This is a genomic window from Nonomuraea sp. NPDC051298, assembly GCF_055586305.1.
Genome location: NZ_JBVJIM010000005.1, coordinates 130,305 through 156,051, shown reverse-complemented (window position 1 = coordinate 156,051; position 25,747 = coordinate 130,305). Strand labels below are relative to the sequence as shown.

General features: G+C 71.2%; 16 protein-coding genes. 13 read left to right on the top strand and 3 right to left on the bottom strand.

Features of this window, described 5'->3' with window-relative positions:
• Window positions 1–5 precede the first annotated feature (5 nt).
• Both ACZ6S0_RS17675 and ACZ6S0_RS17670 read left to right on the top strand, forming a co-directional pair.
• On the top strand, window positions 6–761 hold the full coding sequence (locus ACZ6S0_RS17675; RefSeq protein WP_465918327.1) for a hypothetical protein: 756 nt from the start codon (window positions 6–8) through the stop codon (window positions 759–761).
• Window positions 754–1,926 (top strand): helix-turn-helix domain-containing protein, encoded by a 1,173-nt coding sequence (locus tag ACZ6S0_RS17670; RefSeq protein ID WP_465918324.1) that lies wholly within the window; start codon window positions 754–756, stop codon window positions 1,924–1,926. The genes ACZ6S0_RS17675 and ACZ6S0_RS17670 overlap by 8 nt, the downstream gene beginning before the upstream one ends.
• A 35-nt stretch (window positions 1,927–1,961) precedes the next feature.
• Here ACZ6S0_RS17670 and ACZ6S0_RS17665 read toward each other — a convergent pair whose 3' ends face one another.
• Window positions 1,962–3,107 (bottom strand): serine hydrolase domain-containing protein, encoded by a 1,146-nt coding sequence (locus tag ACZ6S0_RS17665; RefSeq protein WP_465918320.1) that lies wholly within the window; start codon window positions 3,105–3,107, stop codon window positions 1,962–1,964.
• Window positions 3,108–3,344: 237 nt separating this feature from the next.
• Here ACZ6S0_RS17665 and ACZ6S0_RS17660 point away from each other — a divergent pair, with 237 nt between their 5' ends.
• From ACZ6S0_RS17660 to ACZ6S0_RS17650, 3 genes are all read left to right on the top strand, one after another.
• A complete protein-coding gene (locus tag ACZ6S0_RS17660) occupies window positions 3,345–4,058 on the top strand; it encodes a helix-turn-helix domain-containing protein (RefSeq protein WP_465918316.1) in 714 nt (237 codons plus the stop codon).
• A 131-nt stretch (window positions 4,059–4,189) separates the two neighbouring features.
• Window positions 4,190–5,167, top strand: coding sequence for a zinc-binding dehydrogenase (locus tag ACZ6S0_RS17655; RefSeq protein ID WP_465918312.1), 978 nt, complete (start codon window positions 4,190–4,192; stop codon window positions 5,165–5,167).
• A gap of 221 nt (window positions 5,168–5,388) precedes the next feature.
• Window positions 5,389–7,302 carry an N-acetylmuramoyl-L-alanine amidase gene (locus ACZ6S0_RS17650; protein WP_465918308.1) on the top strand — a complete coding sequence of 638 codons (1,914 nt, stop codon included), beginning with the start codon at window positions 5,389–5,391 and terminating at the stop codon, window positions 7,300–7,302.
• On the opposite strand, the gene ACZ6S0_RS17645 is transcribed toward ACZ6S0_RS17650, so the two are convergent.
• Window positions 7,265–8,161 (bottom strand): MurR/RpiR family transcriptional regulator, encoded by an 897-nt coding sequence (locus ACZ6S0_RS17645; protein WP_344882210.1) that lies wholly within the window; start codon window positions 8,159–8,161, stop codon window positions 7,265–7,267. The two genes, ACZ6S0_RS17650 and ACZ6S0_RS17645, sit on opposite strands and share 38 nt — an antisense overlap.
• A 20-nt stretch (window positions 8,162–8,181) precedes the next feature.
• Complete coding sequence (gene glgP, locus ACZ6S0_RS17640; RefSeq protein WP_465918301.1) at window positions 8,182–10,764, bottom strand: alpha-glucan family phosphorylase; 2,583 nt, start codon at window positions 10,762–10,764, stop codon at window positions 8,182–8,184.
• Between the two features lie 244 nt (window positions 10,765–11,008).
• Here glgP and ACZ6S0_RS17635 point away from each other — a divergent pair, with 244 nt between their 5' ends.
• From ACZ6S0_RS17635 to ACZ6S0_RS17600, 8 genes are all read left to right on the top strand, one after another.
• Window positions 11,009–13,105: an alpha-1,4-glucan--maltose-1-phosphate maltosyltransferase gene (locus ACZ6S0_RS17635; protein ID WP_465918298.1), complete on the top strand. Its 2,097-nt coding sequence runs from the start codon at window positions 11,009–11,011 to the stop codon at window positions 13,103–13,105.
• A gap of 73 nt (window positions 13,106–13,178) precedes the next feature.
• Window positions 13,179–14,879, top strand: coding sequence for a maltose alpha-D-glucosyltransferase (gene treS, locus ACZ6S0_RS17630; RefSeq protein WP_465918294.1), 1,701 nt, complete (start codon window positions 13,179–13,181; stop codon window positions 14,877–14,879).
• A 3-nt stretch (window positions 14,880–14,882) separates the two neighbouring features.
• The gene (locus tag ACZ6S0_RS17625; protein WP_465918291.1) at window positions 14,883–16,214 is read left to right on the top strand and encodes a maltokinase N-terminal cap-like domain-containing protein; all 1,332 of its coding nucleotides are present in this window, start codon (window positions 14,883–14,885) and stop codon (window positions 16,212–16,214) included.
• Between the two features lie 85 nt (window positions 16,215–16,299).
• Window positions 16,300–18,294, top strand: coding sequence for a PQQ-binding-like beta-propeller repeat protein (locus ACZ6S0_RS17620; RefSeq protein ID WP_465918288.1), 1,995 nt, complete (start codon window positions 16,300–16,302; stop codon window positions 18,292–18,294).
• The gene (glgB, locus tag ACZ6S0_RS17615; protein ID WP_465918285.1) at window positions 18,251–20,419 is read left to right on the top strand and encodes a 1,4-alpha-glucan branching protein GlgB; all 2,169 of its coding nucleotides are present in this window, start codon (window positions 18,251–18,253) and stop codon (window positions 20,417–20,419) included. Before ACZ6S0_RS17620 ends, glgB begins: the two co-directional genes overlap by 44 nt.
• Window positions 20,420–20,541: 122 nt before the next feature.
• Window positions 20,542–22,512 carry a S8 family peptidase gene (locus ACZ6S0_RS17610; RefSeq protein WP_465918281.1) on the top strand — a complete coding sequence of 657 codons (1,971 nt, stop codon included), beginning with the start codon at window positions 20,542–20,544 and terminating at the stop codon, window positions 22,510–22,512.
• 193 nt (window positions 22,513–22,705) lie between these two features.
• Entirely contained in the window at window positions 22,706–24,097 is a 1,392-nt protein-coding gene (locus tag ACZ6S0_RS17605) for a S8 family peptidase (protein WP_465918278.1), read from the top strand.
• Between the two features lie 170 nt (window positions 24,098–24,267).
• Window positions 24,268–25,626, top strand: a complete 1,359-nt coding sequence (locus ACZ6S0_RS17600; protein WP_465918275.1) for a S8 family peptidase — start codon at window positions 24,268–24,270, stop codon at window positions 25,624–25,626.
• The last annotated feature ends 121 nt before the right edge of the window (window positions 25,627–25,747 follow it).

Here is a 25,747-nt window from a genome sequence, read left to right as displayed (position 1 = left end):
CGGGCATGCGGGTGTCGCAGTGGGCTCACGACACGTTCGGGCAGCGGGTGCCGCTCATCAGGGCGGGCGTCGCGGAGGCGCTGTCGGTGGCGCTGGAAAACGCCCTCGACGCGCAGAAGGTGGCCCAGACCGACCATCTGCACCCGTTCGGGTTCACGCTCATGTCCCGCAAGTTCGAGACGCTGGCCGAGGCGTTCGAGGACATGGGCGACGTCCGCGTCGTCAAGCCCGGCGGCTCCCAGCACGAGCTGGTGGTGCTCGACGGCAAGCTGCTGTTCCCGTTCCGCTACGCCAAGGACCGGTCGGTGAGCGTGATGAGCGCCCGCATCGGCGACGGGCGGCCGTCGGCGCTGGTGCAGGCGCTGTTCAACCGGTTCGGCCCCGAGCCGCGGATGCGGCAGCTCGCGCTGCACGACGTCGCGCCGCACGCCGTGCCGGTGGCCGAGGCGCTGGGCGAGCTGCCGGAGGACACGCGGCTGGTGCTGATCGCGTACGCGTGCAACGCCCACGCCGGGCTGCTCGACGCCTGGTGGGGCGAGGCCGAGCTGCTCGACCGGCTCGGCAGCCTGCGCTGGCACCACTGCGAGCAGATCCCGCTGACCCAGGAGGCCGGGGCGCCCGCCCGGGGCGACAGCGCGGCGGCGTTCGACCAGGGCGTGCTGCCCGCGCCCGAGCTCAACCCGCGCACCGCCGCCGCCCGCCGCACCCCGCCGAGCGCCGAGCCCACCCCGCTCCGGCGGGAAACCGCCCGCGGTGCGTGACTCCGGCACGGGCGACCGGCCCCCGCGTGGCCCCCGACCCGGTGGGCTGACGCCGCAGGCGGTCGCCGACGCCTTCGACGCCACCCGCCTCACCCAGGCCCGCCACCTGGCCGCCCTCACCAAGAAGGAGGTCGCCGAGCACCTCGGCGTCTCCCCCGCGGCGGTCGGCCAGTACGAGTCCGGGGTCACCCGCCCGCGCCCCGACCTGGTCCCCCATCTGGCCGAGGTGCTGTCGGTGCCGATGGCGTTCTTCCTGCCGGGCCGCCCGCACGGCAAGCTCGACGGCTCCATGGCCCATTTCCGCAGCCTGCGCTCCACCCGCGCCTACCAGCGCGCCAAGGCCGTGGCCTTCGTCGAACAGGTGTGGGAGCTGACCTACGCCCTGGAGAAACGCGTCCAGCTCCCGCCCGTCGACCTCCCCGGGTTCGCGGGCGGCGAGATGCACTCCGACCTGCCCCGCGACCCGGCGGGCGCGGCCCGCGCCCTGCGCGCCCACTGGGGGCTGGGCGCCGGCCCGCTCAGCCACCTGGTGCGCCGGATGGAGTCGCACGGCATCGTCGTCGCCTTCCCCCGCCACGACCCCGACGCGGTGACCGTCGACGCGTTCTCCACCTCCAGCCTGCCCAGGCCGATCGTGGTGCTGACGCCCAACCGGTTCGACGACATCTACCGCCACCGCTTCACCGCCGCCCACGAGCTGGGCCACCTCGTCCTCCACGGCGACACCGCCGCGGGCGACACCCAGCAGGAGCGCGAGGCCGACGCCTTCGCCGCCGAGTTCCTCACGCCGCGCGACAGCATCCTGCCCCAGCTCCCCCTCCGCGCCGACCTGCGCCGGCTGGCGGAGCTGCGGCAGACGTGGGGGGTGTCGGTCGACTCGCTGCTCTACCGGTGCCGGGAGACGGGGCTGCTGTCCGACTCGGCCGCCGGCCGCGCCTACCAGCGCCTCAACGCCCTGCGCGACCAGCCGGGCTTCACCAACGAGCCCGTCTCCGGCTACCCCGGCGAACAACCGGTGCTGCTGGCCCACGCCTTCGACCTGGCCACCCGGGAGAGCGGGCTGAGCGCCGCCACCCTGGCCGGGGAGCTGGCGTGGCCGATCGCCCGCGTACGCGAGCTGATCGGCCTGCCCGACCAGCGCCCCTCGCTGAGGCTCGTCCCCTGACGGCCTGGCCGCCGCCCGCGGCCGAGCCGCCTCGGTCACCGCGCGGGGCAGAACTCGGTCTCCATCGCCGCGTTGAAGGTGGTGAGGGGGTTGTCCCAGTCGCCGTTGACGTTGCTGACCAGCAGGTGCCGGCCGTCGCGGCTGCCCATCGCGTACGTCCACGAGCCGTTGATCGCGCCGCCACCGCCCCAGACGGTCACCCCGCAGGCCAGCTTCTGCCAGAAGATGCCCAGGCCGTAGGTGGTGTCGGGGAGCCAGCCCCCGCCCTCGGTGGAGACGCCGGTGAGCAGTTCCCGCTGCTGCGCGGGCGGGAGCAGCCTGCCGCCGAGCAGCGCGCCCATGAACCGGTGCAGGTCGCCGGCCGTGGAGACCACGCCGCCCGCGGCCCAGGCGCCGGAGACGTTCATCTCGGTGACGTCGTGGACCTCGGCGTCGGGGTCGGGGAGCAGGAGCTTGGAGTAGTGGCGGCTGTGCGGGCCGCGTAGCCGGGTCTCGTCGTCGCCGGGCACGTACGTCCCGGTCAGGCCGAGGGGGCGGGTGATGCGCCGGGCCACCTCCTGGGCGTAGGTGCGGCCGGTGACCTTCTCGATGATCAGCCCGGCGAGCACGAAGTTGGTGTTGGAGTAGCCCCAGCCCTCCCCCGGTTCGAAGACGGGCGGGTGGGCCATGGCGATCTCCACCAGGTCCTCGCGGTGAACGCGGTCGAAGCGGTGCTCCAGGAAGCCGGGGCCGACGTACGTGGACACCAGCTTCGGGTCGAGGCTGTAGTTGAAGATCCCGCTGGTCTGGTTGAGCAACTGCCGCACGGTGATCCGGTCGCCGCCGCGCACCAGACCCGGGAGCCGGCTCTCCACGGTGTCGTCGAGGTCCAGCTTGCCCTCGGCGTCGAGTTGCAGCACCACGGTCGAGGTGAACGCCTTGCTGAGGCTGCCGATCCTGAACTCGTCGCGCGGGGTGCGTTCGCGGCCGGTCCCGGTGTCGGCGACGCCGGCCGTACCGAACCAGCGGGTGCGCCCGTCGCGCACCTCGGCGAGGATGCCCGGCACGCCGCCGCCGGAGACGGCCCGGTCGAGCACCTGCTGCAGCTCGGGACGCTCGGTGGCGGCGGCGCTGGTGGCGGCGGCGGGCACGAGCGTCCCCGCGAGGAGCAGGGACAGCGCGGTCTGAAGGGTCTTGTTCATTCTCTGGACTCCCGATTCGCGATAGTACGTGTTCAGACAGCTCCAAAAGCTACGTTGCGTTCAACATTTCGTCAATCCGCTTCGCGGCGTAGTTCGAGGTATCTGCAGGTCAGACTCGGCGAAGATTGCAGCGATGCTGACGCTGAACGCAACCCACCACTCGACCACCCGTTGCAACGAGCTGGCCGCGAACGCAATACTGGGCAAGCACGGTCCGACGACGGGAGGCGAACGCGCATGGGAGACCGGCTCACCCAGCAGGACCGCCGGCAGATAGCGGAGGGCCTGTCGGAAGGACTCGGCTATGCCGAGATCGCCCGGCGTCTCGGCCGGCCGACCTCCACGGTCAGCCGGGAGGTCCTGCGCAACGGCGGCCAGAAGGACTACCGGGCCGACCGCGCCCAGCAGGCGGCCAGGCAACGGGCCCGCCGCCGCAGGACGCCCGCGCCGCAGGCCCGCCGGGCGCCCACGGCGGGCCACGGGCGCGATCCAGGGGAGGTACGCGCGTTCGAGGAGCGGATCACGCAGACCCTGGTCCAGACGGGGTTGCCGCGCATGATGGCCAGGGTCCTCACGTGCCTGTCCACCACCGACACCGGAACGCTCACCGCCAAGGAGCTGGCCGAGCGCCTGCAGGTCAGCCCCGCCTCGATCTCCACCGCGATCTCGTACCTGGAGGAGCAGGAGCTGGTCAGGCGCGAGCGCGACCCCCGGCGGCGGCGCGACCGGTACGTCGTGGACGAGTGGATCTGGTACCGGGCGTTCCTGGCCAGCGCGCAGCGCAACGCGATGCTGGCCGAGACCACCCTCGAAGGCGCCCGGATCTTCGGGCCCGCCACGCCCGTCGGCCTGCGCATGGAGACCGTGGCCCGCTTCCTCCAGCACACCAACGAGGACATGCTCCAGGCCGCGGAACGCTGGCGGCACCTGTTCACCCGGCCACCCTCCTGACGGCGGGGATCTCGCCGCCGGGCCCCCTGGCCGTCCCCGGCCTCGCCAGGACCGCCGGTTGACCTCAAGCAAACTTGAGGATGCAGGCTCTGAGGAACGAAACCGATGTCGTCCGATCAGGGAGACCTGTCATGCGTGCTGTGGTCCTGCACTCCTTCGGCCCCGCGGAGAACCTCGTCCACGAGAGCGTCCCCGATCCCGAGCCCGGCCCCGGCCAGGTGCGGATCGCCGTCAAGGCGGCCGGGGTGCACCTGATCGAGACCGCGCTGCGGGCCGGCCTGTCCAGCGGCTACATGCCGCCGCTGCCCGAGCTGCCGACGATCTTCGGCGGCGAGGTGGCCGGCCGCGTGGACGCCGCCGGCCCCGGCGTGGACCCCGGCTGGATCGGCCGTGACGTGGTGACCTCGGGCGGCCGGCCTGGCGGGTACGCGGAGCTGGCCGTGGCCGACGTGGCAGCCGTGCACCGGCTGCCCGACGGGCTGAGCCACGAGGCGGCCGTGGCGATGATCGTCACCGGGCGCACCGCACTGGAGTTCCTCGACGTGGCCGCGCTGTCGGCGGCCGACGTCGTCCTGGTGACCTCGGCGGCGGGCGGGATCGGCCGGCTGGCCGTCCAGTACGCCCTCCGCCTGGGCGCCAGGGTGATCGGCGCGGCGGGCGGGCCCGCCAAGGTGGCGGCCGTGCGCGAGCTGGGCGCCGACCTCGCCGTGGACTACGACGAGCCCTCCTGGGCGGCGGCGGTCGCCGACCGACTCGGCGGCCGGAAGGTGACGGCCGTGCTCGACGGGGTGGGCGGCGACAAGGCGCGCGCGGCGGTGGGGCTGCTGGCCGACGGCGGCCGGTACGTCACCATCGGCAACGCCTCGAAGCAGGACTTCGCGCCCGATCCCCGCCTGGTCGAGGAGCGCGGCCTGACCGTGACCAACGCCCTGCTGCTCCTGATCGGCCGGCCCGAGCAGCGCCCCGCGTACGAGGCCAGGGCCCTGGCGGCGGCGGCCGAGGGCACGCTGGTGCCTGCCGTACAGGCGTTCCCGCTGTCCGAGGCCGCCGCCGCGCACGCCGCGCTGGAGTCACGGCGGACGACGGGCAAGGTCGTCCTGGTGCCGTAGCCGCCGCCCGACTGCCGCCCGGACGTCAAGCCCGGACGTCAAGCCGGGGCCAAGAGCCGCCGGTACGCGGTCCACGGCGGGGCAGATCCCGGCTCCGGGCGACCGCCCGGCCTGACGGAGTGTCAACGGCCGAAAATTATCTTCGTAAAGATCTCGCCCGCGAAGGAAGATGTTGAGACGCTGAACTGCACGATGCGCCCCCCAGCCCCGAGGAGTGGTTCATGCGCAGACTATTGGCGATCTCGCTCGTCGCCCTGCTGCCCTTAAGCAATGTGAGCGCCGCCCAGGCCCAGGAGCCCGCGGACCGGCAGCAGGCGTTCGCCGCCGCGGCCGAGGAGTTCCAGGTTCCCCAGAGCGTGCTGCTGGGCGTCTCCTACCTGGAGTCGCGCTGGGAGGCCCACGCGGGCCTGCCCTCCAGCGACGCCGGTTTCGGTCCCATGCACCTGACCGACGCCGCCGCCTTCACCTCCTCCAACCACCACGGGGAGGGCGAGGAGGACGCCCGCGGCGACGACAGCCGCCCCCTGGCCCCGCCCGCCGAACGACCGGCCCCCGCCGAGATCCCGGCCTCGCTGCGCACCATGGAGCGGGCCGCCGCGCTGACCGGCGAGAGCCACGAGCGGCTGCGTACGGACGACGCCGCCAACATCCGCGGCGGCGCCGCGCTGCTGGCCGACTACCAGAAGGCGCTCGGCGCGCCCCTCTCCGACGACCCCGGCCAGTGGTACGGCGCGGTCGCCAGATACTCGGGCGCCGAGGAGTCCGGAGCGGCCAGGTTCTTCGCCGACGAGGTCTTCTCGGTCATCGAGGAGGGCGCCGCGCGCACGACCGACGACGGGCAGCGGGTCGCCCTGCCCGCCGTGCCCGGCCTGGAGAAGATCGAGAAGTGGCTGGAGCGGCTCGGCCTGCGGCAGACCAGGCCCGACGGCGTGGAGTGCCCCGCCTCGATCTCGTGCGAGTGGATCGCGGCCGGCTACCAGCAGCTCCCTGACGACGACTACGGTCACTACGACCTGGCCGACCGGCCGAAGAGCCAGAAGGTCGACTACATCATCATCCACGACATGGAGGGCTACTTCCTGCCCTCCATCCGGCTCAACCAGGACCCCAACTACGGCGCGAGCTGGCACTACTCCGTCCGCTCCGCCGACGGCCACATCGCCCAGCACATCAAGACCAAGGACGTCGCCTGGCAGGCCGGCAACTGGTACATCAACGCCAAGTCCGTCGGCATCGAGCACGAAGGGTTCCTGGCCGAGGGCGGCGCCTGGTACACCGAGGCGATGTACCGCTCCTCCGCCCGCCTGGTCCGCTACCTGGCGCTCAAGCACGGCGTGCCGCTCGACCGCGCCCACATCCTGGGCCACGACAACGTGCCGGGCACCCTGCCGACGACCGTGCGCGGCATGCACGAGGACCCGGGGCCGTTCTGGGACTGGGCGCACTACTTCCAGCTCATGGGGGCGCCGCTGCACCCGTTCGGGGGGCCGCGCTCCGGGTCCGTCATGATCAAGCCGGACTTCGCCACCAACAAGCCCTACTTCTACGGCTGCGACCGCAAGAACCCCCAGGCCGCCTGCCCGCCGCTGCCCGCCGGCACGGTCTGGCTGCGTACCGAGCCGCGGCAGGACGCGCCGCTGGTCAAGGACATCGGCAAGCACCCGACGGGCGAGTCGCTCTACAGCGTGTACGACCACAGCGCCCGCGCGAGCACCGGCCAGCGCTTCGCCGTGGCCGAGCGGCAGGGCGACTGGACGGCCATCTGGTACCTGGGACAGAAGGCGTGGTTCCACAACCCGGCCGACGCCCCGACCGCGGTGCCGTCGATGGGGCTCGTGGTCACGCCGAAGGCGGGCAAGGCCACGGTCCCGGTGTACGGCAGGGCGTACCCGGAGCAGGAGGCGTACCCGGCCGGGGTCCCGTACCAGGCGGTGACGCCGCTGCAGTACACGTTCTCGGCGGGCGAGAAGTACACGCTCGCGGGGCCCGCGGCCACCGAGTACTACCGCGCGGTCACCTTCAACCTGGAGGACCACCAGGTCGTCCGGGGCAGGACGAAGTACCTGCAGATCCAGTTCGGGCACCGCGTGATGTTCGTCAAGGCTGACGACGTGCAGGTGACGTTCTCCGGGTGAACTCCTTGACGGCCCGCCTGGTGCTCGCGAGCGCCTCCTGAGAGGAGTCGAACGTGCGCTGGGCGACGCCGACGAACAGGCAGTCGACCACGAGGAGCTGGCTGATGCGGCTGGCCAGGGCGCCGGGACGGAACTCCGTCTCGCGCCCGGCCGAGATCAGCACGTGTTCGGCCAGCTCCGCGATCGTGGAACGGGGGTTGTTGGTGATCGCCACCGTGGTGGCGCCGGCCTCTTTGGCCCGGCTCAGCGGCTCGATCACGTCGGGCGTCTCGCCCGAGGTGCTGATGCCGATGGCGACGTCGCCCCGCCTCAGCAGCACCGCGCTGGTCAGCGCCAGGTGGGCGTCCTGGAAGGCGTGGCTCGACAGCCCGATGCGCAGCAGCTTCTGTGCGACGTCCTCCGCCACCAGGCCCGAGGCGCTCACACCGTAGGCGTCGACGCGCCTGGCCCCGACGATGGCGTCGACCACCAGCCCGAGCCGCTCGGAGGTGAGCTGGGCCACGGTGTCGTTGATCGCCTCGGACTCGGCCCTGGCCACCTTCTGGATGACCTCCGACAAGGGGTCGTCGGGGGCGAGGTCGCCGGGCACCAGCCGGTCGGGCTGCGCGGCGGCCGCGGCTAAGGCCAGCCTGAGCTGCGGGTAACCGGCGAAGCCGAGCAGCCGCGCCGTGCGTACGATCGTGGCCTCGCTGGTGCCGGAAGCGGCCGAAAGCTCCGTGATCGTGCTCCTGGCCACCGTCGCGGGGTCTTCCAGGATGAGGCGGGCGACGGTCTGGGCGGCAGGCGTCAGCGAGGGCAGCACACCGCGAACCGTGGCCACCAGAGTGTCGGCCCGCAGGCCGTTCAGGCTGTCGTCCACCCCCCGATTATGCCGCTTGTTTAGCGCAATGTTCCGTTCGTCATACCCGCGGGCTCCTCGGGCACGGTAATCAGCCCCAGCTCCGCCGGGGTGGCCAGCAGCGGGTGGTACGGCACGACGCGAACGGTGTAGCCGAACGCCCCCGTACGGTCGAGCGGCACCACGCCCGTGTAGTGGGCCCGCCCGTCGTCGTCCACCGACCCCGCCGACAGCGTCGCGTACGCCGGGTGCACCAGCTCGTCGTGCGGCCCGACCTTGCCGTAGGCGGCCTGCACCAGCACGTCGCCCGGCTCGAGGTCGCCGAGCGCGATCGTGGCGTGCAGCTCCACGGTCGAGCCGACCTCGGGGGTGTCGCCCACGCCGGACGCCTCGGCGTGCTCGACCCGCACCCCGGGCCAGGCCCTGGTCACCCGCACCCGCCAGGCGGCGAACGCCTTGGCCGGGGCGTGGGAGTCGGCCGACAGCGCGCGGGCTGCGGCGGCGGCCGGGTTGTACAGGCCGATCACGTAGTCGCGCAGCATGCGCCCGGCCAGCACCTTCGGGCCGAGCGAGGTGAGCGTGTGCTTGACCATCTCCATCCAGCGCCGCGGCAGGCCGTCGGGGCCGCGGTCGTAGAAGCGGTCGGACACCTCGTGCTCGATCAGGTCGTAGAGGGCGGCGGCCTCCAGCACGTCGCGCCGGTCGGTGTCGGCGACGCCGTCGGCGGTGGGGATGGACCAGCCGTTGGTGCCGTCGTACCACTCGTCCCACCAGCCGTCGCGGATGGACAGGTTGAGCCCGCCGTTGAGCGCGGACTTCATCCCCGACGTGCCGGACGCCTCCAGCGGGCGCAGCGGGTTGTTCAGCCAGACGTCGCAGCCCTGGACCATGAGCCGGCCGAGCGCCATGTCGTAGTCGGGCAGGAACACGATCCGGTGGCGGACCTTCGCCTGGTCGGCGAACTTGACGATCTGCTGGATCAGCTTCTTGCCGCCCTCGTCGGCGGGGTGCGCCTTGCCCGCGATCACGATCTGGACGGGCTTGTCGGGGTCGAGCAGCAGCTCGGTCAGCCGCCTGGGGTCACGCAGCATGAGCGTGAGCCGCTTGTACGACGGCACCCGCCGGGCGAACCCGATCGTCAGCACGTCGGGGTCGAGCGCGTCGTCGATCCAGCCCAGCTCGGCGTCGGAGGCCCCGCGCTCGCGCCACGACCGGCGCAGCCGCACCCTGGCCCCCTCGACCAGCCGCCGGCGCAGCTCGCCGCGGATCTTCCAGATGTCGGCGTCGGAGATCTTCTGGATGGCCTCCCAGCCGCGCGCCCGCTCCAGCAGCGAGGGCACCTCGCGCCCGGCCAGCTCCATCAGCTCCCTGCCCACCCAGGTGGGCGCGTGCACGCCGTTGGTGATCGACCCGATGGGGACGTCGTCGACGTCGAAGCCGGGCCAGAGATCCTTGAACATCTCGCGGCTGACCTGGCCGTGCAGCTCGGAGACGCCGTTGACGCGCTGGGCCAGGCGCATGCCCATGACGGCCATGTTGAAGCGGCCGGGGTCGGCCTCCGCGCCCAGGGCGAGGATGCGCTCCACGGGCACGGTCGGCCACGCGCCCGCCCCGCCGAAGTGCCGCTCGATCATGTCGACGGGGAAGCGGTCGATGCCCGCGGGGACGGGGGTGTGCGTGGTGAACACCGTGCCCGCCCGCACCGCCTCCAGCGCCTCGTCGAACGACAGCCGCGCCTCGGTCAGCTCACGGATGCGTTCGAGGCCGAGGAAGCCCGCGTGGCCCTCGTTGGTGTGGAAGACCTCGGGGTCGGCGTGCCCGGTGATCTTGCAGTAGGCCCGGATCGCGCGTACGCCGCCCACACCGAGCAGCAGCTCCTGCATGAGCCGGTGGTCGGTGCCGCCGCCGTAGAGCCGGTCGGTGACGTCGCGGGCCGCGAGGTCGTTGTCGGCCACGTCGGAGTCGAGCAGCAGCAGCGGCACCCGCCCGACCTGGGCCACCCAGACCTGCGCGTGCAGCACGCGGTCGTCGGGGAGGGACAGCCGGATCTTGACCGGGACGCCCTCGGCGTCCTTGAGCAGGCTCAGCGGGAGCCCGCCCGCGTCGAGCGAGGGATAGTGCTCGAGCTGCCAGCCCTCTGGCGAAAGCGACTGGGTGAAGTAGCCGTGCCGGTAGAGCAGCCCCACCGCGAGGATGGGCACGCCCAGGTCGCTGGCGGCCTTGAGGTGGTCGCCGGCCAGGATGCCGAGGCCGCCGGAGTACTGCGGCAGCGCGGCGGCGATGCCGTATTCGGGCGAGAAGTAGGCGATGGCCCGCGCGCCGTCGGGCAGCGTCTGGTACCAGCGCGGGGAGGTCATGTATTCGCGCAGGTCATCGGCGGCGTCGGCGAGGCGGCGCAGGAACCGGCGGTCGGCCGCCAGCTCGCTCAGCCGCGCGGGGGTGACGGCGCCCAGCAGGGCCACGGGGTCGTGCCCGACCTGCTCCCAGAGATCGGCGTCGACCTCCGCGAACAGGTCGATCGTCTCCGGGTGCCAGGACCAGCGGAGATTGTGCACGAGCTCGCCGAGGGCGGCCAGCTCCGCGGGCAGGACGGTGCGGACGGTAAACCGGCGGATAGCTCTCACGTTTCTGCACCCTACGGGCTAGGAGGGACCTCTGAGTCCTTCACCCTCTCCAAGCCGCTTCAAACCCTTTCCGGGAACAAGCATGAAGATGGACTATTGGGGCAACTTTCCAGGTTGTTGGACCTTCCCGCAGACACTCTCGGGAGGTCTATCCGCTGCTGTCCACAATTTACATGCAAGGATCGTTCCTGCCAGGGAAAGCCTCCGGCGGCACCGGGAGTGCCGCCGCAAACCCTTGAATGCGATGATCGGACGAATTCCCATCACGGACATCTCCCCCGTCGTCGACTGCGGGCAATGGCCCGCCAAAGCGGTCGCCGGCGAGACCTTCCAGGTCTCGGCGACCGTGTTCAGAGAGGGTCACGACGCCGTGGCGTCGGGCGTGGTGCTCACCTCGCCCGACGGGCAGCGCGGGCGCCTGAGACCGATGCGCGAGCTGGCCCCCGGCACCGACCGCTGGGGTGTGGACGTGAGCCTGCCCGCCGAGGGCGACTGGCAGTTCCGGGTGGAGGCGTGGAGCGACCCGATCGGCACCTGGCTGCACGACGCCGAGATCAAGATCCCCCGCGGCATGGACGTCGACCTCATGTGCGAGGAGGGCGCCCGGCTGTTCGAGCGGGCGGCCAAGGCCGTGCGCCCCGCCGACTGCCCGGACGACCACCCCGTACGCAACGGCCCCGCGAACGCCTCCAGGAACGGGCACGGCAAGCAGAACGGCAACGGCGACAGCGCGTGCGGCCACCGCGCCGCACTGCTGTCGATCTCGGCCACGCTGCGTGACGAGGACCTCGACCCGCGGGCCCGGCTGTCGATCGTCCAGCTCCCCGAGACCGCCGCGCTGCTGGACGCGCACCCGTTCCGCGAGCTGGTGACCAGGTCGAAGTCGTTCAGGATCCGGGTGGACCGGCGCAGGGCGCTCTACGGCTCCTGGTACGAGTTCTTCCCGCGCTCGGAAGGCGCGGTGGTGAACGAGCTGGGCATCTCCAAGTCCGGAAATTTCCAGACCGCCGGCAAACGCCTGCCCGCCATCGCCAAGATGGGCTTCGACGTCGTCTACCTGCCGCCCGTCCATCCGATCGGCACCACCTACCGCAAGGGGCGCAACAACACGCTCAGCCCCGAGCCCGACGAGCCCGGCTCGCCGTGGGCGATCGGCTCGGAGGACGGCGGCCACGACGCGATCCACCCCGACCTGGGCACGATCGACGACTTCGACGAGTTCGTCGGCCGCACCAGGGAACTGGGCATGGAGATCGCGCTCGACTTCGCCCTGCAGTGTTCCCCCGACCACCCGTGGGTGCAGGAACACCCCGAATGGTTCACGATCAGGGCCGACGGGTCGATCGCGTACGCCGAGAACCCGCCCAAGAAATACCAGGACATCTACCCGATCAACTTCGACAAGGACCCCGAGGGCATCTACGCCGAGGTCAGGCGGGTGCTGCGGCACTGGATGGCCCACGGGGTGCGCATCTTCCGGGTGGACAACCCGCACACCAAGCCGGTGGCGTTCTGGGAGCGGCTGCTGGCCGACATCCACAAGACAGACCCCGACGTGATCTTCCTGGCGGAGGCGTTCACCCGGCCGGCGATGATGCGCACGCTCGCCAAGACGGGCTACCACCAGTCGTACACGTACTACACCTGGAAGAACTCCAAGCGGGACGTGGAGAGCTACCTCTCCGAGCTGGCCCACGAGACCTCGTCCTACCTGCGGCCGAACCTGTTCGTGAACACGCCGGACATCCTGCACGAGTACCTCCAGCACGGCGGGGTGCCCGGGTTCAAGATCAGGGCGGTGCTGGCGGCGCTGGCCTCACCCACCTGGGGCGTCTATTCGGGGTACGAACTCCTCGAAAACGTGCCAGTACGCCCAGGAAGCGAGGAATATCTCGACAGCGAAAAATATCAGTACAAACCGCGCGATTGGGCCACGGCTGAACGCGAAGGATGGAGCCTGGCCCCCTTCATCACCAATCTGAATTTGTTCCGAAGAGCACATCCGGCACTGCAAGAATTGCGTAATCTACGGTTCCACAGGGTCGACCACCCGGACCTGGTCTGTTTCTCGAAACGACTCCCGGGCGCCTATGACCCGGCCACACGACGGCACGGGCTGGGCGACGTCGTGCTGGCGGTCATCAACCTGGATCCACACCACACCCACGAGGCCACCGTAGATCTGGACCTGCCCGCCCTCGGTCTCGACCGGAACGCCGAGTTCGTGGTCGACGACGACCTGTCGGGCGAGTCGTATCGCTGGCGGCAGAGCAACTACGTACGCCTCGACCCCCACATCCAGCCTGCCCACATTCTCACCGTACGAGCCGCGCCACGGTAGAAACTGAACTCAAGCGGGGAGTCTTCGACGTGTGTGAAAGCGCCTCCCTCACGAGCCGTCCACGGAGCGGCTCATGACCTCCACACCCATTCCCAACACCTTTGACGAGGAAAAGCCGCGCGATCCCTACTGGTACAAGCGGGCGGTTTTCTACGAGGTCCTGATCAGAGGTTTCGCCGACTCCAACGGAGACGGCACCGGCGACATCAGGGGTCTCATCAGCAGACTCGACTACCTCCAATGGCTGGGCGTCGACTGCCTCTGGCTGCTGCCGCTGTACAACTCGCCGCTGCGGGACGGCGGCTACGACATCTCGGACTTCATGAAGATCCTCCCGGAGTTCGGCGACCTCGGGGACTTCGTGAAGCTGGTCGAGGAGGCGCACAAACGTGGCATGCGGGTCGTCGCCGACCTCGTCATGAACCACACCAGCGACGCCCACCCGTGGTTCCAGGCGTCCAGGCACGACCCCGAGGGGCCGTACGGGGACTTCTACGTCTGGTCGTCCACGGATGAGAAGTACCAGGACGCCCGGATCATCTTCATCGACACCGAGACGTCCAACTGGACCTACGACCCGGTACGCGGCCAGTACTACTGGCACCGCTTCTTCCACCACCAGCCGGACCTCAACTACGAGAACCCGGCCGTGCAGGAGGCGATGCTGGAGGTGCTGCGGTTCTGGCTGGACCTGGGCATCGACGGGTTCCGGCTGGACGCGGTGCCGTACCTCTTCGAGGAGGAGGGCACCAACTGCGAGAACCTGCCGGCGACCCACCAGTACCTCAAGCGGGTCCGCGCCGAGGTGGACCGGCTGTACCCGGACCGGGTGCTGCTCGCCGAGGCCAACCAGTGGCCGTCGGACGTGGTGGCGTACTTCGGCGATCCGGTCGGCGGCGGGGACGAGTGCCACATGGCCTTCCACTTCCCGCTGATGCCCAGGATCTTCATGGCCGTCCGCAGGGAGTCGCGCTACCCCATCTCCGAGATCCTGGCGCAGACGCCGAAGATCCCTGAGCACTGCCAGTGGGGCATCTTCCTCCGCAACCACGACGAGCTGACGCTCGAAATGGTCACGGACGAAGAACGCGACTACATGTACACCGAGTACGCCAAAGACCCCCGCATGCGGGCGAACGTCGGCATCCGCCGCCGCCTGGCGCCCCTGCTGGAGAACGACCGCAACCAGATCGAGCTGTTCACCGCCCTGCTCCTGTCGCTGCCCGGCTCCCCCGTGCTCTACTACGGCGACGAGATCGGCATGGGCGACAACATCTGGCTCGGCGACCGCGACGGCGTGCGCACGCCCATGCAGTGGGACCCCGACCGCAACGCCGGGTTCTCCGACTGCGACCCCGGGCGGCTCTACCTGCCGGTCATCATGGACCCGATCTACGGCTACCAGGGCACCAACGTCGAGGCCCAGCAGAAGAACGCCGGCTCGCTGCTGCACTGGACCCGGCGCATGATCGAGATCCGCAAGCGCCACCCGGTCTTCGGGCTGGGCGGTTACGCCGAGCTCAACTCCTCCAACCCCAGCGTGCTGGCCTTCGTCCGGGAGCTGGGCGACGACCGGATGCTCTGCGTGAACAACCTGTCACGCTTCCCGCAGCCGGTCGAGCTGGACCTGCGGAGATTCGTCGGAGTGTCCCCGGTGGAGACGATGGGGGGCGTACCATTCCCGGCAATTGGCGAACTTCCGTATCTTTTGACGCTTCCTGGGCATGGGTTCTATTGGTTCACGCTCCCGCCGGCCATCACCCAGGAGGAGTAGGACGTGCTTGACGAGCTCCTTGCCGCATGGATCAGCCGCCAGCGATGGTTCGGCGGCAAGGGGCGCCCGATCGACAGCCTGTCGATCGACTCGGACGTCGAGCTGACGCCCGGACTGCGACACCTCGTCGTGGCCGTCTGGCAGGAGGGCTCACGCGACCGCTACCAGGTCCTGCTGGGCGAGCGCACCGAGCTGCCCGACCGGCTGACCCACGCCCTGATCGGCACCGTCGGCGACACCTTCCTCTACGACGCCGCACACGACTCCGACCGCACGGACTGGCTCCTGGAGGGCATGGCTCGCGACGAGACCCGCAACGGTCTGCGCATGCGCCACGTGCCCGGCGTCACCGTCGACACGTCACCGCGCAGCCTCGTGCTGGGGGCCGAGCAGTCCAACACCTCGCTGGTGTACGGGGACGCCTACATCTGCAAGCTCTTCCGCCGGCTCATCCCCGGCGTCAACCCCGAGCTGGAGGTCGTCACCGCGCTGGCGGCCAGGGACGCGCCGCACATCGCGCAGCCGTACGGGTGGATCGAGACCGACCTCGACGGCACCGACACCACGCTCGCGATCCTTCAGGAGTTCCTGACCCCCGCCAACGACGGCTGGGGCCTGGCCCTGGCCAGCGTGCGCGACCTGTACGCCTCGCTGCCCGAGATCACGGCGGCCGAGGCGGGCGGGGACTTCGCGGCCGAATCGCTGCGGCTGGGCGGCGCCACCGCCCGCGTGCACCGCGAGCTGGCCGCCGCGTTCCCCACCGACGTCGTGGAGATCCACGAGGTCAAGCTCATGGCCGAGGGTTTCCGTCGGCGGCTGGGCCGGGCCGTGGGCGAGGTGCCCGAGCTGCGGCAGCACGTGAGCGCCATCGAGAACGCCTACTACCGGGTGGAGCTGCTCACCGACGAGGTGCCCGTGCAACGGGTTCACGGCGACTACCACCTGGGCCAGGTCATGCGGACGTCCACGGACTGGGTGGTGCTCGACTTCGAAGGCGAGCCGGGCCAGCCGCTGGCCGAGCGCCGGGCCCTCTACTCGCCGCTGCGGGACGTGGCGGGGATGATGCGCTCGTTCGACTACGCGGCCCGCCACCTGCTGGCCGACCGGCCCGAGGCCGAGAAGCTGGAGCCCCGCGCCCAGGAGTGGGCCGACCGCAACCGGGCCGCGTTCCTCGACGGGTACACCAGGAACGGGGGCGTGATCACGCCGGCGGACGCGGCGCTGCTGCGGGCGTTCGAGTTGTCCAAGGCGGTCTACGAGGTCGTCTACGAGGCCCGCAACCGGCCTGCCTGGCTGTCGATCCCCCTGGCCGCCTTCCGCCCCCGCACCACCTAGCCACCACCTAGCCCATTTGCCCAGCCGCTCGCCGACTGCGGCATATGACGACAACTCACACCATCGCTGGTTATGCTCCGCTCACATGATTCATCGGGGCGGGACGTGGGGCTGGCTCGGAGGCGGGCTCGCGCTGGGCGGCGCGGCTTTGACCGGGTGGGGCTACCTGTTGTGGCGATCGGGAGCCGTGGAGTCCAGGCCCTCGGGCGTGGCCACGACGATGACCGTGGTGATGGCGCTGGTGCTCGTCGCGTTCGCGTCCGCGCACGTCGCCGTGGCGCGCAGGATCGCGGCGGCCCGCGCGCTCACCGGCTGGCAGCAGGAGACCGAGCTGTCCGCCGCGCGACAGCGGGCCGGGGACGTCCGGGGCCTGGCGTGGACGAGCACGGCGGCGGCGGGCGTCCTGGTGATCCTGGGCTGGCGCAGGCTGTCGGAGGCGATCGGGACCGGCTACCCCGAGTTCCGCGACTTCGCCTTCTCCTCGGGCGCGACGATCATGGTGATCGGCCTGGCCCTGTACGCCACCATGACCCCCGACGTGACCTCCCGCCCACCGGCCGGGGCGATCGCACGGGCGGCGGCGGGCGTGGCGGCGTCGGGGACCGCGATGGCCGCGGTGTACGCCGTGCCGTCCCTGCCCCTCATCACCTGGGACGAGTCCGTCACGGCACGCGGAGCCGCTCGGGCCGCGCCGACGCCCCGGACGGTGAGCAGGGTGGGCTGGCGGTGGAACTCCCCCGACGCCCGTCCCTGGGACGGCGTGATCGTGACCACGGGCGGCCTCGTCGTCCGGCTCACCGACGGGGTCGTCGCGCTGGACGCCGCGACCGGCCGCGAGCGGTGGCGTTACCGCAGGCCCGGCGCCCGCTCGTCGGACCTGCGGGTGTCACCCGACGGCCGGACGGTGACCGTCACCCTCAGGCCCGGCGAGGAGGCGGCGGACCGGGCCGACCGCCTGGCGGTGCTGGACGCGGCCACCGGCCGGCTGCGCTCCCTCATCGCCGACCCGTGGGGGGACGTGGACTACCGGCTGTCCTCGGACATGTGGCGGGCCGACTTCGTGCTGGGCGACGAGAGCGCCGTCACGTGGGCGGCGGACGGTCGGCTCACCGGCTGGGACCTGCACACCTTGCGCCCGCGCTGGCGCAGGACCGCGTCGGAGGACTGCGTGGCGGCCACGGGCCCGGCGGACGCCGTCCGGCCCGTCATGCTCGGCGACGTGGTGGTGACGGTCGCCCGCTGCGGTCCCGGTGCGTCGGAGGCGGGCGGCGGCGGGGCCCGGGTCCAGGTGCTCGGCCTCGACCCGCGTACGGGGGCCGAGGTGTGGCGGCACGGGCTGCCGGGGGTGAGCGCGTCCGGGCCGGCAGTCACGCCGTCCAGGGACGGGCGGGCCCTGTCGGTGACGTGGCCGGAGGAGGGCGAGACCGCCGGGGTGGTCCTGTCCCAGGACGGACGGGTCGTCGCGGACGGCGACCACGCCGCGGCCGACGACACGTTCTTCACCAGCCGGGGATACCTCGCCGACGACCCTCCCGAGACCGGCCCAGCGACCGACGCAGGGACCGGCACAGGGACCGGCACAGCGACCGGCGCAGAGCAGGTGCCGGACGCGGAGTTGGTGGCGGACGGCGGGCAGGTGAGCGGCGGGTGGAGGTCGTTCCCCGACGGGCGGGAGGGGCTGCCGCCCGCCCTGCCCGCGCAGAGCCGCGACTGGGCCGTCTCCCGGCTCCCGCTGGAGCGGGCCCTCGTGACGGCCCAGGAGGTCGCGGCGGTCCAGGTCATTCCCTGGGACGGCGGCCCGGCGGCACGCGTCCCGCTGGGCTTCGCCGCGCCGGAGAGCCCCAAGACCGCGTCAACGGCGCTGACCCCCGCACCCGGCGCGATCGTGGGCGACGACCACTTACGACACGATGGTCGTGGGTCTTGTATAAACCCAAGAAGATGCCCAGTTTTTCGCACATCCCGTGATTGTCCCGGTGAAAGCGGGCAGTGCCTGGGATGGACGTCATCGATGAGGCAGGGTTGGGAGCATGCCGATGAGGACAGAGCTCGACCGCCTGGCGGGCGGCGCGCACCATGATCCGCACTCCGTGCTCGGAGCACACCCCGTGGCGGGCGGAGTGGTCTTCCGCACGCTGCGCCCGCTGGCCGAACGGGTGCGCGTCGTGCTCGACGACGGCTCTGCCCACGACATGAAGCACCAGGCCCACGGGGTCTTCGAGGTGACCGTCCCCGGGCTGGACAAGGTGCCCCCTTACACGCTGAGCATCGAGTACGCCGGGGCGCAGCCGTACGAGACGCGCGACCCGTACCGGCACTGGCCCACGCTGGGCGAGGTGGACCTGCACCTCATCGGTGAGGGGCGGCACGAACGGCTGTGGGAGGCGCTCGGCGCCCGGGTGATGGTGCACGAGGACGTGCCCGGCACCGCGTTCTCCGTCTGGGCTCCCAACGCGCGCGGCGCCAGGGTCGTCGGCGACTTCAACCACTGGGACGGCACCGCCTACCCGATGCGGTCGCTGGGCCGGTCGGGGGTGTGGGAGCTGTTCGTGCCGGGGCTGGGTGCGGGCCAGCGGTACAAGTTCCAGGTGCTGGGCGCCGACGGGAGGTGGCGGGACAAGGCCGACCCGATGGCCCGGCGTACCGAGGTGCCGCCGCTGACGGCCTCGGTGATCGACAAGTCCGACTACTCCTGGCAGGACGACGCCTGGACGGTCGAGCGGCGTGAGCGGCAGCCGCTGACCGGGCCGATGAGCATCTACGAGGTGCACCTGGGCTCGTGGCGGCCGGGCCTGTCGTACGTGGAGCTGGCCGACCAGCTCTCCGAGTACGTCACCGACCTGGGCTTCACCCACGTGGAGCTGCTGCCGATCGCCGAGCACCCGTTCGGCGGCTCGTGGGGGTACCAGGTGACCTCCTACTACGCGCCGACGGCCAGGTTCGGCACGCCCGACGAGTTCCGCCACTTCGTGGACCGCCTGCACCAGAGCGGCATCGGCGTGCTGCTCGACTGGGTGCCGGCCCACTTCCCGATGGACGACTGGGCGCTGGCCCGCTTCGACGGCACGCCGCTCTACGAGCACGCCGACCCGGCCAGGGGCGAGCACCCCGACTGGGGCACGTACGTCTTCGACTTCGGCCGCAAGGAGGTGCGCAACTTCCTGGTCGCCAACGCGCTCTACTGGCTGAGGGAGTTCCACATCGACGGGCTGCGGGTGGACGCGGTGGCCTCGATGCTCTACCTCGACTACTCGCGGCGCGAGGGCGAGTGGACGCCCAACGTGTACGGGGGCAGGGAGAACCTCGACGCGGTCGAGTTCCTCAAGGAGATGAACGCGCTCTGCTACCGGGAGGCGCCCGGCATCTCGACCGTGGCGGAGGAGTCGACGGCGTGGCCAGGGGTCTCGCGCCCGGTGCACCTCGGGGGGCTCGGCTTCGGGTTCAAGTGGAACATGGGCTGGATGCACGACACGCTGGAGTACCTGCGACACGAGCCGATCTTCCGCCAGTACCACCACCACCGGATGACGTTCTCGCTGCTGTACGCCTACTCCGAGCACTACGTGCTGCCGATGTCCCACGACGAGGTCGTGCACGGCAAGGGCTCGCTGCTGGGCAAGATGCCGGGCGACGAGTGGCAGCGGTTCGCGCAGCTCCGGGCGTTGCTGGCGTTCATGTGGGCGCATCCGGGCAAGCAGTTGCTGTTCATGGGCGGCGAGTTCGGCCAGGGCTCGGAGTGGTCGGAGAGCCGGGGGCTCGACTGGTGGGTGCTGGAGTTCGACGGCCACCAGGGTGTGCAGCGGCTGGTCCGCGACCTGAACCGGATCTACCGGGAGACCCCCGCCCTGTGGGAGCAGGACTCCAGGCCCGAGGGCTTCCGGTGGATCGACGCCGACGACGCCTCCGGGAACACGTTCTCGTTCGTCCGCTACGCGAACGACGGGTCGGCGGTGGCGTGCGTGGTGAACTTCAGCGGCGGGCCGCACGAGAACTACCGGCTCGGGCTCCCGTACGCCGGGCAGTGGTCGGAGGTGGTCAACACCGACGCCTACGACTACTGGGGCAGCGGCGTGGGCAACATGGGAGCGGTCGAGGCGGGGGACGAGCCGTGGCACGGGCTGCCGTACTCGGGGACGCTGCGGGTCCCGCCGCTCGGCGCGGTCTGGCTCACGCATCCCGGCTCACGTACGGCGGCAGCAGGCTGAACGATTGAGGTGCGCCCGCTGAAAGTTCGGTGAGAAAGCGGCGGGAGGGCCTGTGCCAGCCGGGCAAATCACCCTAAACTCCGAGATCATCTCCCCTCGGAGGACTTGTGCGATTCCGCCCCATGATCGTGACCACGATCGCGCTGGCCCTGCTGCCGTTATCGGGTTCGGCCTACGCGGACAACCCCATGCCGGTGCCCACCCCGGGCGTTTCGCAGACTCCACCGGCACAACCGCCGGCGGAGAACACCCCAGCGGAGGAGAGCCCGGCCGCCGGCCAGGACCCCGCGGAGACCCCGGCCGCCGAGCAGCCCAAGGACCCCGAGGACAAGGTCGAGGACGGCTTGGGCGTCGACGGCGGCACCGAGCGGGCCATCGTCGAGCTGGCCGACCCCGCGCAGAGCGCCCCGGTGGCCCAAGAGGCGGCGTCCGAGAGCGTGGACGTGGTGCTGCAACCGCAGAGCCAGTCGTTCATCGTCGTCGAGGGCACCGCGGACGAGCTGGCCAAGCTGGCTGAGGACCCACGGGTCTCCGCGATCCGCCGCGACCGCACGTACACGCCGACGGAGGTCGCCCCGAACCTCACGCTGATCGGCGCCGACCAGGCGCACGCCCAGAACGTCACCGGCACCGGCCAGGCCGTGGCCGTGCTGGACACCGGCATCGACACCGACCACCCCTGGTTCCAGAACCGGATCCTGGCCCAGGCGTGCTTCTCCGCCGCGGACGGCGCCGACGTCGAGTCGCTCTGCCCGAACGGCCGGACGGAGCAGACCGACGGCAACGCCGCGGACGCCACCTGGGAGCGGTGCCGGCTCGGCAGCACGAACCTGTGCGACCACGGCTCGCACGTCGCGGGCATCGCGGCCGGGACCGGCGGCGTGGCGCCGGGCGCGGGCGTCGTGGCGGTGCAGGTGTTCAGCCGGATGAACGACGAGGACGTCTGCGGCGCGGAGGCGTGCCTGCTGGCGTACGAGTCGTCGTTGCTGCAGGCCATGGACTGGGTGCTGAACCTGAGCCAGCCGGTCGCGGCGGTGAACCTGAGCCTGGGCGGCTGGGTCTACGAGTCCGGCTGCGACGGCGACGAGGAGGGCAGAATCTTCAAGGAGAAGATCGACGCCCTGCTGGCCAAGAACATCGCGACCGTCGCGGCGGCGGGTAACGAGTCGTCCGTGGGGGCCTCGCACCCGGCCTGCGTCTCCACCGCGGTGGCCGTCGGGGCGAACGACAACTCCGACCGCATCGCGGACTTCTCGAACATCGGGTCGTCGCTGGACCTGTTCGCGCCGGGCGTGGACATCACGTCGGCGGTCCCGGACAACGCCGAGGCCGTCTACAGCGGCACCTCGATGGCGACGCCGCACGTGGCGGGCGCGCTGGCGCTGATGAAGTCGGCCAAGCCGCAGACCCCGATGCAGGACCTGATCGACGCGCTGAAGGCGGCCGGCCGCCCGTACGTGTACGACCTCGGCGGCACGCAGGTCACCACGCCGCGCCTGGACGTGGCGGCGGCCCTGAACGGCTCGGCCCCGCAGCCGCCCATCACGCAGGACCCGCCCGACTGGCCCGGCTTCCCCGACGACCCCACGCTGCCCGACCCGACGGACGGCAGCGGCCCGACCCCCGAGCCGGTCGACCCGCCCACGACGGACACCAGCCCGGTCCCGCTGCCGACGGTCACGGTGACCGTGACGGTGACGCAGTCACCGGCGGTCGCGGCGACGGTGTGCAAGCGGGGCACCACGGCCAAGAAGCTGACGACCAAGCAGTGGGCCGTGGAGATCCACCGCAACACCGGGACGATCCAGGACGCCACGCTCACCTGCTACCTGAAGCTGATCAGCAAGTCGAGCAAGGTGTTCCCGGAGCTGACGAAGGCGTCGTCGCTGGGCAAGGCGTACCGGGTGCTGAAGGACACCAAGGCCGGCAAGCCCAAGCTGGACAGCGCGCTGCTGACGGCCTGGCTGAACTGGGCGCACGGCACCAGCGGCACCAAGACGCTGACGGCCGCCGAGAAGGTGCGGCTGAGCAGCAAGCCGTCCGCGTCGGCGCTGAAGAAGGCGGCCACCAACGTCCTCAAAACCGTCAAATAGCTAGATAGAGGAGAAGGCCGGTCATATACCACCGGCCTTCTCCCTTTCCTCGCACTAATCCAAAAAAGCCTCCAACGTTTCTCTGGCTTACATACGTCACTGACATCACAGTTGTCACAGGCGGGGAGGTAAGCGGCTGTACGCAGCCGGGAGCCGGAGCGCTTCACGGCTCCAGCCTCCGGGAGGGAAACAAGTGAGGCTACGGTCTCTTCTCGTCGGCGTCACCACGCTGGCCGTGACATCAGCCGTGCTCTCCATGGCACCGGCACTCAACGCCGAAACCATCGACAGCGGCGACCCGATCATCAGCCCGGCGCTCGTCGCCGAACTCCAGGCCAAGAACCGGGTCCGCTCGATCATCCAGCTCAAACCGGGCCAGAGCGTCCGGGCGGTGGCCGGCGACATCGAACTGGCCTCCGAGGGCAGCCGCGTTCTGGAGGCGGCGCAGTCGCCCCACTTCTTCGTCGCCGAGGTGGACAAGCCGACGCTGGCCAAGCTCAGGAACGACGTCCGTGTCCAGTCCGTCTACAAGGACGAGCTGAGCATGCCCTTTCTCGACGTCAGCACCGCCCTGATCCGCTCCGACCGGGCGAACCAGGCGGGCTGGACCGGGACCGGCACCACGATCGCCGTGCTCGACACCGGCATCGACCGCGACCACCCGTTCTTCGCCGGCCGGATCGTGGACGAGGCGTGCTTCTCCTCCTCCGACGCCGACGACGGCACCGTCTCGCTCTGCCCGAACAGCCAGCCCAGCCAGACGGGCCCGGGCTCGGCCGACGCGGAGACCGCGCAGTGCGTCGTCAACGGACAGAACGCCTGCTCCCACGGCACCCACGTGGCGGGCATCGCGGCGGGCAAGCTGGCGGCCGGGGCTCCGGCCAACGGCGTGGCCCCCGAGGCGCGTCTGTTGCCGATCCAGGTGTTCAGCCGCGTGGACAACCCGCTGACCTGCTCGTACGGCGGCAACCAGACGCCGTGCTTCCTCAGCTACACCTCCGACCAGAAGCTGGCGCTGGCGTACGTGGCGCAGGTGGCCAAGACGCACAACGTGGCGTCGGTGAACATGAGCCTGGGCGGCGGGCGGCCGTTCGCGCAGGCGTGCGACACCGACCCGGCCGCGGCGGCGCTCAAGCCGGAGTTCGACACGCTGGTGGGCCTGGGGGTGGCCCCGGTGGTCGCGGCCGGCAACAACGGCCTCCCCGGCGGGGTCGTGTCACCGGCGTGCGTCTCCACGGCCGTCACGGTCGGCGCCTCGAACGACTCCGACGGGGTGGCCCCCTTCAGCAACCGGGGCTCGCTGCTCGACCTGTTCGCGCCGGGGGTGGGCATCAGGTCCGCGGTGCCGGACGACGCGTACGGGGAGAAGAGCGGCACGTCGATGGCCGCGCCGCACATCGCGGGGGCGTTCGCGCTGATGCGGCAGGCGTTCCCCGCGTCCTCGGTCGCGCAGAACCTGCAGCGGCTGCGCGACAGCGGCACGCCGATCCAGTTCGACTCCTCGGGGACGCCCATGATCACGCCCAGGATCGACATGGAGCGCGCCACGACGGGGGCCCGTCCGGCGGCCGACCCACGCGCCTGATCTCGGAGCCGAAAGGAGGGCCGGGAGATCCGGCCCTCCTTTCGCTTTCCCCAGAAACCATGCCGAACCAGAACAAGAACCGATAACAGAACCCACCCCCCTCTCTGACATCACTTGTCCGATTACTACACTCCTAGCGACAAACGCCCCCCGAACCCCCGGAGGAACAGTTGAGACTCTCGTCTCTGCTGGCCGGCGCCATCGCGTTAGCCGCCACCTCGGCGGCGCTGGTGGCCACACCCGCCCTCGCCGATCCCGAGTCCAAGATCGACCCCGCGATCACGGTGGGCGGCGAGCACCGGACGATCGTGCGCGTACGGCAGCCCGCCCAGGTGAAGTCCGTGCTGTCCGGCGCCGAGGCCATCGCGCGGGACACGACGAACGTGCTGCGCGCGGAGCCCCCCGCCGAGGTCGCCGGCGAGCTGGACTTCTTCGTCTACCGAGGCACCCGCGCCGAGCTGGAGCAGATCGCCGCGCAGGCGGACGTGGTCTCCATCCGCGTGGACAAGCTCAACGAGCCCACGCTCGTGGAGAGCGTCCCGCTGATCGGCGGCGACAGGGCCCACCGCGCCGGGTTCACCGGCAAGGGCACGGCCGTGGCGATCCTGGACTCCGGCATCGACAACGACCACCCGGCCTTCGGCGACCGCATCGTGGCGCAGGCGTGCTTCTCGGCCGCCGACCCGGCCGACGGTTCGAGCCCGCTCTGCCCGAACGGCAGCCAGTTCCAGATCGGCGACGGCGCGGCGAACGCGGAGACGGCGGCCTGCATGACGGGCGCTCCGCAGCCGCAGTACGGCCTGTGCTACCACGGCACGCACGTGGCGGGCATCGCGGCCGGGCAGCGGACGGCTGAGTTCGCGGCCAACGGGGTCGCGCCCAAGGCCAAGATCGTGCCGGTGCAGGTGTTCAGCCGCTTCGACAACTCGCCGTACTGCGCCGGCCGCCCGGTCTGCATCCTGGCCTACGACTCCTCGATCCTGACCGGCATGGCCTACGCCGGCCTGCTGGCCGACCAGTACGACATCGCCTCGGTGAACCTGAGCCTGGGCGGGGGCCGCTACGACACGGCCTGCGACGAGGGCGACGGGGCCGACTTCAAGGCCGAGGTGGACAAGCTGCTGGCCAAGGGCACCGCGACGGTGGTGGCCTCGGGCAACAACGGCTTCGACGCGGCGCTCTCCTGGCCCGCGTGCGTCTCGAACACGGTCGCGGTGGGCGCCACGGACAAGCAGGACGCGGTGGCGGCGTTCTCGAACCGGGGGCCGCTGCTGGACGTCTACGCGCCGGGCGTGGCGATCACGGGGGCGATCGCAGGCGACACGTACGCGACGCTGAACGGCACCTCCATGGCCGCCCCGCACGTCACGGGCGCGTTCGCGCTGCTGCGCCAGAAGCGCAAGCACGCCACCGTGGACCAGCTCCTGGCGGCGCTGCGGCGGACGGGCGAGCCGATCACGTACACGAGCGCGGGCGCCGAGGTCACCACGCCCCGCATCGACGTCTGGTCGGCCCTGCGCGCCCGCTAGCTCTCGGAGCGGCTCCGCCGGCGACCGGCCCACCCGGAAGGACCTCCGGGTGGGCCGCGCGCTTCGTCCCTCCCCTGCGGGGCGGATTGTGTGGCTTGCGGGCGTTCGGGGCGGGGGCCGC